Raw genomic sequence first — 6,446 nt, 5'->3', positions numbered from 1 at the left:
GGACGATATACCGCTTGAGGTGCAGGTCGACATCGATCGCATCGTCGCGCTGTGGTCCGAATGCCGCGTGGTGGCCAAGGACAGCGGCCCGTTCCTGTTCGGCAAGCCGAGCCTGGCCGACGCCTTCTTCGCCCCGGTGGCCGTGCGCCTGCGCACCTACCGCGTAGAGGTGCCGGCAGAGGCGGCAGCCTACATCGAAACCATTTATCAGTGGCCAGCCTTCCAGGCATGGCAGCAGGCCGGCCTGGCGGAGCGTGAAGGGTGAAACGGATACATGTTGTAGCTGCGGTCATTCGTGGTACTGACGGCCGCATTCTGATTGCACGCAGGGCCGATACCCAGCACCAGGGCGGCCTGTGGGAGTTTCCCGGCGGCAAAGTGGAGGAGGGGGAAGGCGTGGAAGCGGCATTGGCCCGTGAGCTGCGCGAGGAGCTGGGCATCGAGGTGACCCGCTCGCGTGCGCTGATCAAGGTCAGCCATGACTACCCGGACAAACAGGTGCTGCTGGACGTGCGCGAGGTCGAAGCGTTCACGGGCGAACCTCATGGCGCGGAAGGGCAGCCGCTGGAATGGGTTGCGCCGCGCGATTTGCCGCAGTACGAATTCCCTGAGGCCAACAAGCCGATCGTTGCAGCCGCACGCCTGCCGGACCAGTACCTGATTACCCCGGATGGCCTGGAAGTGCCGCAGATGCTCAAAGGCATCCAGAGGGCGGTGGCCAACGGTACGCGCTTGATTCAGTTGCGGGCGCCGGACATGTACGACCCCAAGTACCGCGATGTAGCGGTGGATGCCGTCGGGCTGTGCGCAGGCAAGGCTCAGTTGATGCTCAAGGGGCCGCTGGAATGGCTGGGCGATTTCCCGTCGGCGGGTTGGCACCTGACGGCTGCGCAGTTGCGCAAGTACGCCGCCAAAGGCAGGCCGTTCCCCAAGGAGCGCTGGCTGGCGGCGTCCTGCCACAGCGTCGAGGAACTGGCGCTGGCTGAGCAGATGGGCGTGGACTTTGTCACCTTGTCGCCGGTGCAGGCGACCCAGACTCACCCAGAGGCGGTGCCGCTGGGGTGGGATGAGGCGCAGCGATTGATTGCCGGGTTCAGCAAGCCGGTTTACCTGTTGGGCGGGGTAGGGCCGGGCGAGCGCGAGCAGGCCTGGAATGCCGGGGCACAGGGTGTGGCAGGGATCCGCGCGTTCTGGCCTGAAATCTGAGTCAATTGGGCCCCAGTGGGAGCGGGTTCATCGAGGCGTCGAACCGCCGCGAACACCGGCGCAGCCGGTGCCATACACCGCGTTGGATGCTTCGCGGGTAAATCCGCTCCCACAGGGAATCGCGTAAATTTCAGCCTTTCGGTTTCTCAGCAGGCTGCCACAACACCTCAGCCACGCCCTGGCGTCTGCCAATGATCCGCGCTGCCACGAACAGCAGATCGGAAAGCCGATTGATGTACGCCAACCCAACGCCTTGCAGCGGCTCTATGGCATTCAACTGCTGACACCGCCGCTCTGCACTGCGCGCCAGGCTGCGGCACACATGGGCTTGTGCCACCAGCGCCGAACCACTGGGCAAGATGAAGTTCTTCAACGGCCCCAGCTCTTCGTTCCACACATCGATGGCCGCCTCCAGGCGCTCCACCTCTGCCAGGGTCAACGCCTGGTAACTGGGCATCGCCAGCTCACCACCCAGGTCGAACAAGCGGTGCTGACATGGCACCAGCACAGCACTCAGCTCGTCCAGCCCTTGCTCGTCCAGCCCCGCCAGCAGCAGGCCCAACTGGCTGTTCAGGCTGTCCACCTCGCCAATTGCCTCGATCCGCGGGTGGTCCTTGGGTACCCGGCGTCCGTCGCCCAGGCCGGTTTCGCCCTTGTCGCCGGTGCGAGTGTAGATCTTCGACAGGCGGTAGCCCATGTCACTTCTCCGTGTTGGCCGGCGTCGCCGGCTGGCCGAGGGGCAAGCGCAGGGTAAAGCAAGTGCCCTGGCCGGGCGTGGACTGCACTTCCATCTGCCCCTTATGGTTATTGGTGATGATGAAGTACGAGACCGACAGGCCAAGCCCGGTGCCCTGGCCGATTTCCTTGGTGGTGAAGAACGGCTCGAAGGTGCGCTTGCGCACCGCCTCGGGCATGCCGACGCCGTTGTCCTCGACCTGGATCTCCGCCCATGGCGGGTTCAGCCGGGTACGCAGGGTGATGCGCCCGGGCTCACTCGGCTGCGGGCGCTGGTGGATGGCCTGGGCGGCGTTCTTCAGCAAGTTGAGCAGCACTTGTTCCAGCTCGTTGGCCGTGCAGGGTACTGGCCCCAGGTTGGGGTCGAACTGGCGCACGATTGCCTGGCCCTTGAAGTCGAAACCGATGGCCAGGTCGAAGTCATTGCCAGCAATTTCCAGTGCCTGGTCGATCAGTGCCGGCAGCTCGCACGGCACCAGCTGGCGGTTGCTGCGTCGGCTGAAGCTGAGCATGTGGGTTACGATTTTCGCCGCCCGGGCGCCGGCTTGCGCGATGCCGTCGAGCAGTTGCGGCACCTCGCGGCTGTCCAGGTAGCGGTTGACCGTGGCCAGGTCGATGCCCAGCTCTTGGGCCTGTTCCTGGTTGCGCGGCAGGTCGGTCGACAGGCGTCGGCGTATGTTTTGCACGTTGTGCAGGATGGCGCCCAGCGGGTTGTTGATTTCGTGGGCCATGCCGGCAGCCAGGCCACCGACCGAAAGCATTTTCTCCGATTGCACCATCATTTCTTCCAGTGACAGGCGCTGGGTGATGTCGTCGATACGGATGACCACACCGCGCCCGCCGCCGCCGGTCAGCGGGTAGAAGGTCAGGGCGTAATGGCGCAGGTCGTCGTCTTTGGGCCAGGTAACCCGCTCGATCTTCGCCACCCGGTGTTTTTCCACGGTTTCCTTCAGCTGTGGCAGGAACGGCTTGAGCGGTTCAAAGGCAATGAACACTGGCTGGTTCAGTGCTTCGTCCAGCGGCGTGCCGGAAAGCACCGTGGCTTCGTGGTTCCACTGGGTCACGTAAAGCTGTTCGTCGAGGGCGATCAGTGCCGAGGGCATCGAGTCGATGATGCTATTGAGGTAGTTCTGGAAGCCGGTGAGCTTTTTCTCGATCTTGCTGCGCACCTGCACTTCCAGTTCCAGCTTGCGGTTGGTGTGGCGGGTCTCCTCGGCCAGGCCCTGAGCCTGGTCGTAGGCATCCTGGAATTCGTCGCGGGCGCGCTTGAGCTGATGCTCGCGGGCCTCGATGCGCGACAGCATGGTATTGAAAGCCTCGGCCAGGCTGCCGATTTCATCGTCGTTGCCGCGCCGGGCGCGCAAGGCGTAGCTCTCTTCGCGGGTGACCTGGCGGCTGAGTTCTTCCAGCTGGTTGATCGGCTGGGTGATCAGGCGTTTGATCTGCCGGGCGATGACGATCCACAGCAGGATACTGAACACCAGAATGCCCAGGCTGGCGCTGAGGGTGCCGGTGTAGAAGGCCGTGGGCAGTTCGCTGCTGGCCACCAGCAGCAGGTGCGCCGGTGGGTTGGCATCGCGCGGAATGCGGATCAGCTGAGTGCTTCGAAATTCCATCAGGCGCCAGCCGTCGATGTTGCGAAAACGCTTGGGCAGGGCCAGCGGCTCGCCATGCTGCAGTTGTGCAAGCAGGCGACCATCACCCCCGTAGACAGCGGCAGCGCGCAGCGGTGTGTAGCTGTCCAGCTCCTTGAGCAGGGCGCTGGCGGTGTCGGGGGTATCGCCGGCGCGGGCCGCAAGCTGCGGGTTGGCTACCAGCCGGCCTATGGTCTGCAGAGCCTGCGGTGCCATGCTTTCCTGGGTGATCCAGTAGGCGGCGCTGATGAAGGTAAGGTTGGCCACCAGCAGGATGGTTACCAGCAATACCAGCAGGGCCGCCAGCAGCTTCTGCCCGACCGGCAGGTTTTCCAGGCGTTGGCGCAAGGTCATGGGCTAGGCAATGTCCGTATCCGGTTGGAGGGCCGCGTCAGTCGCAGGGCAAGCCACGCGTGCGCAGGTTTTCGACCAGGCGCTGCAGCAGGTGTTCCAGCTGCGGCAGCTGCAGGCCATGCCGGCCTGCGGCCCGGCAGGCATGGCCGAGCAGGTAGTGCAGCTCGGTGCGCCGGCCCGCGCGCACGTCCTGGTACATCGAAGAGTAGTTGGCTGCGGTGGCGAGGATAACCCGCTGCACTTCTTCGTCCAGCTCATCGGCTGCTTTCGGCTGACCACAGCGGCGTAGCAACTGGGCCAGCTCGACGCACAGAGCCTGCACTTCAGCCAAGTGCCCCAGCAGCCCGCCGTTCTGGCAGTCGTGCAGCACAGTCAGCGGGTTGATGGCGCAATTGAGCGCCAGCTTGCGCCACAAGCGGGTGAGAATGTCCACCGTCCACTCAGCGGGAATGCCTGCTTCGTGCAGGTCATCGAACCAGGCAGGGATCGTGGGGTTGCGTGGGTCGCCCAGCCAGTTGAAGCCATGGCCGGCAAAACGCACCTGCCAGTCCCCTTCGCGAAAGGCCCCCTCGGTGCTGGAGACGAAGATGCAGCGCGCGCGTGGCACCAGGTCGGCGACCTCATCCTGGCTGCCAAGGCCATTTTGCAACAGCAGTACCTCGGCGCCCTCGGCAAGCCGCGGTGCTACACCGGCGATCGCCAGCGCCGCATCATAGGCCTTGCAGGCTACCAGCAGGCGGTGGATCGGGCCTTGCGCCTGCGCGGTTTCGGCAGGGATGGCGTAGTGCTGGGGTTGCTCCTGTTCGACCAGGGTCAGGCCGCCGGCCTGCTGATAAGCCTGCAGCCGTTGCCCGTCGCGCAGGATCAGGCGCACTGCCTTGCCCGCGCGTGCCAGGCGGCAGGCCCACAGGCTGCCCAGGCTGCCGGCGCCGAGAATATGCCAGGTGCTGCTCATATGCGTTTCGCAACCCGTTATAATGAGCCCGCATTTTAACCGTCAAACCCAGCGCGCTCCATCTTCAGCCTGAGCGCGCTTTTATTTTGGGAGAACAACCATGCCTTCGTTCGACGTGGTATCGGAACTGGACAAGCACGAAGTGCAGAACGCCGTTGATAACGCCATCAAGGAGCTTGATCGCCGTTACGACCTGAAGGGCAAGGGCTCCTTCGAGTTCAAGGACAAAGATCAGACCGTGATGCTTACCGCCGAGGAAGAGTTCCAGCTCGAAGCGATGCTGGAAATCCTGCGCTTGGCACTGGTCAAACGCAAGATCGACGTGAAATGCCTGGAAACCAAGGACCCGTACCCTTCCGGCAAGGAAAAGAAACAGGAAGCCAAGTTCCGCGAGGGCATCGACAAGGACCTGGCGAAAAAGATCGTTGCCACCATCAAGGATGGCAAGCTGAAAGTACAGGCCGCCATCCAGGGCGAGCAGGTGCGCGTAACCGGCAAGAAGCGCGACGACCTGCAGGAAGCCATTGCCCTGCTGCGCACCAAGGAATTTGACATGCCGCTGCAGTTCAACAACTTCCGCGACTGATGCAGGCGCCGCCCGGAACCCCGATGGCGTAATGATGTCCATGGGGGCCGGGGCTGCGTAAACACGCGCGGCCTGTTTTACCGTGTACTTGCCGCTCGGCATCAGGAGATGAGTATGGATTTGAACGCTGAAGTCGATCAGCTGGTCCGCCAATCGCAAACCTGGATCCCTTTGATCATGGAATACGGCAGCCGTGTGCTGCTGGCACTGCTCACCCTCGCGGTCGGCTGGTGGATCATCAACAAGGTCAGCGCCCGCCTCGGCAAGCTGGTTGGCCTGCGCAACGCCGACCTGGCGCTGCAGGGTTTTATCAGTACCCTGGCGAACATCGTGCTGAAGGTGCTGCTGATGGTCAGCGTGGCCTCGATGATCGGCATCGAGACCACCTCGTTCGTTGCCGCCATCGGTGCCGCAGGCCTGGCCATCGGCTTGGCCTTGCAAGGTAGCCTGGCGAACTTCGCCGGCGGTGTGTTGATTTTGATGTTCCGCCCGTTCCGTATCGGTGATTGGATTGAGGCGCAGGGTGTTTCCGGCACCGTCGACAGCATCCAGATCTTCCACACCGTGCTGCGCACCGGTGACAACAAGACCGTCATCATGCCCAACGGTAGCCTGTCCAACGGCATCATCACCAACACCAACCGCCAGCCGACGCGCAAGGTGGTGTTCGATGTAGGTGTGGACTACGAGGCCGACCTGCAGAAGGCTCGCAATGTGCTGCTGGCGCTGGCAGAGGACCCGCGTGTGCTGCCTGACCCTGCACCGCAGGCGGTAGTGGCGACGTTGGGCGACAGCTCGATTACCGTGTCGCTGCGGTTGTGGACCAAGACGTCCGATTACTGGGACGTGATGTTCATGCTCAACGAGCATGCGCGTGACCGGTTAAAGGCCGAAGGGATCGACATTCCGTTCCCGCAGCGGGTGATTCGTGTGGTGCAGGAGACTGCAGCGCAGTAATTACGCATGAGACCGGGGC

7 protein-coding genes are annotated in these 6,446 nt (G+C 63.4%); 4 read left to right on the top strand and 3 right to left on the bottom strand.

Going from position 1 to position 6,446, the window contains the following annotated elements:
- On the top strand, positions 1-265 hold a 265-nt coding region (locus tag ACNQP3_RS23940; protein WP_416470521.1), incomplete at its 5' end, for a glutathione S-transferase C-terminal domain-containing protein.
- Complete coding sequence (locus ACNQP3_RS23935) at positions 262-1,206, top strand: Nudix family hydrolase (protein WP_012274048.1); 945 nt, start codon at positions 262-264, stop codon at positions 1,204-1,206. The genes ACNQP3_RS23940 and ACNQP3_RS23935, both read left to right, overlap by 4 nt.
- Positions 1,207-1,336: 130 nt before the next feature.
- Here ACNQP3_RS23935 and ACNQP3_RS23930 read toward each other — a convergent pair whose 3' ends face one another.
- From ACNQP3_RS23930 to ACNQP3_RS23920, 3 genes are read right to left on the bottom strand one after another with little or no spacing between them, the layout of a single operon-like run.
- Positions 1,337-1,903, bottom strand: a complete 567-nt coding sequence (locus ACNQP3_RS23930; RefSeq protein ID WP_012274047.1) for a cob(I)yrinic acid a,c-diamide adenosyltransferase — start codon at positions 1,901-1,903, stop codon at positions 1,337-1,339.
- 1 nt (position 1,904) lies between these two features.
- Positions 1,905-3,929, bottom strand: coding sequence for an ATP-binding protein (locus ACNQP3_RS23925; protein ID WP_012274046.1), 2,025 nt, complete (start codon positions 3,927-3,929; stop codon positions 1,905-1,907).
- A gap of 37 nt (positions 3,930-3,966) precedes the next feature.
- Positions 3,967-4,884, bottom strand: coding sequence for a putative 2-dehydropantoate 2-reductase (locus ACNQP3_RS23920; RefSeq protein WP_012274045.1), 918 nt, complete (start codon positions 4,882-4,884; stop codon positions 3,967-3,969).
- 100 nt (positions 4,885-4,984) lie between these two features.
- On the opposite strand from ACNQP3_RS23920, the gene ACNQP3_RS23915 reads away from it, so the two are divergent.
- Both ACNQP3_RS23915 and ACNQP3_RS23910 read left to right on the top strand, forming a co-directional pair.
- Positions 4,985-5,470, top strand: coding sequence for a YajQ family cyclic di-GMP-binding protein (locus ACNQP3_RS23915; RefSeq protein ID WP_012274044.1), 486 nt, complete (start codon positions 4,985-4,987; stop codon positions 5,468-5,470).
- A 114-nt stretch (positions 5,471-5,584) separates the two neighbouring features.
- On the top strand, positions 5,585-6,427 hold the full coding sequence (locus tag ACNQP3_RS23910; RefSeq protein WP_012274043.1) for a mechanosensitive ion channel family protein: 843 nt from the start codon (positions 5,585-5,587) through the stop codon (positions 6,425-6,427).
- Positions 6,428-6,446 lie beyond the last annotated feature (19 nt).

The organism is Pseudomonas sp. LFS074, from assembly GCF_047978165.1.
GTDB classification, from domain to species: domain Bacteria; phylum Pseudomonadota; class Gammaproteobacteria; order Pseudomonadales; family Pseudomonadaceae; genus Aquipseudomonas; species Aquipseudomonas putida_P.
This window is presented reverse-complemented; position numbering and strand designations above follow the sequence as displayed.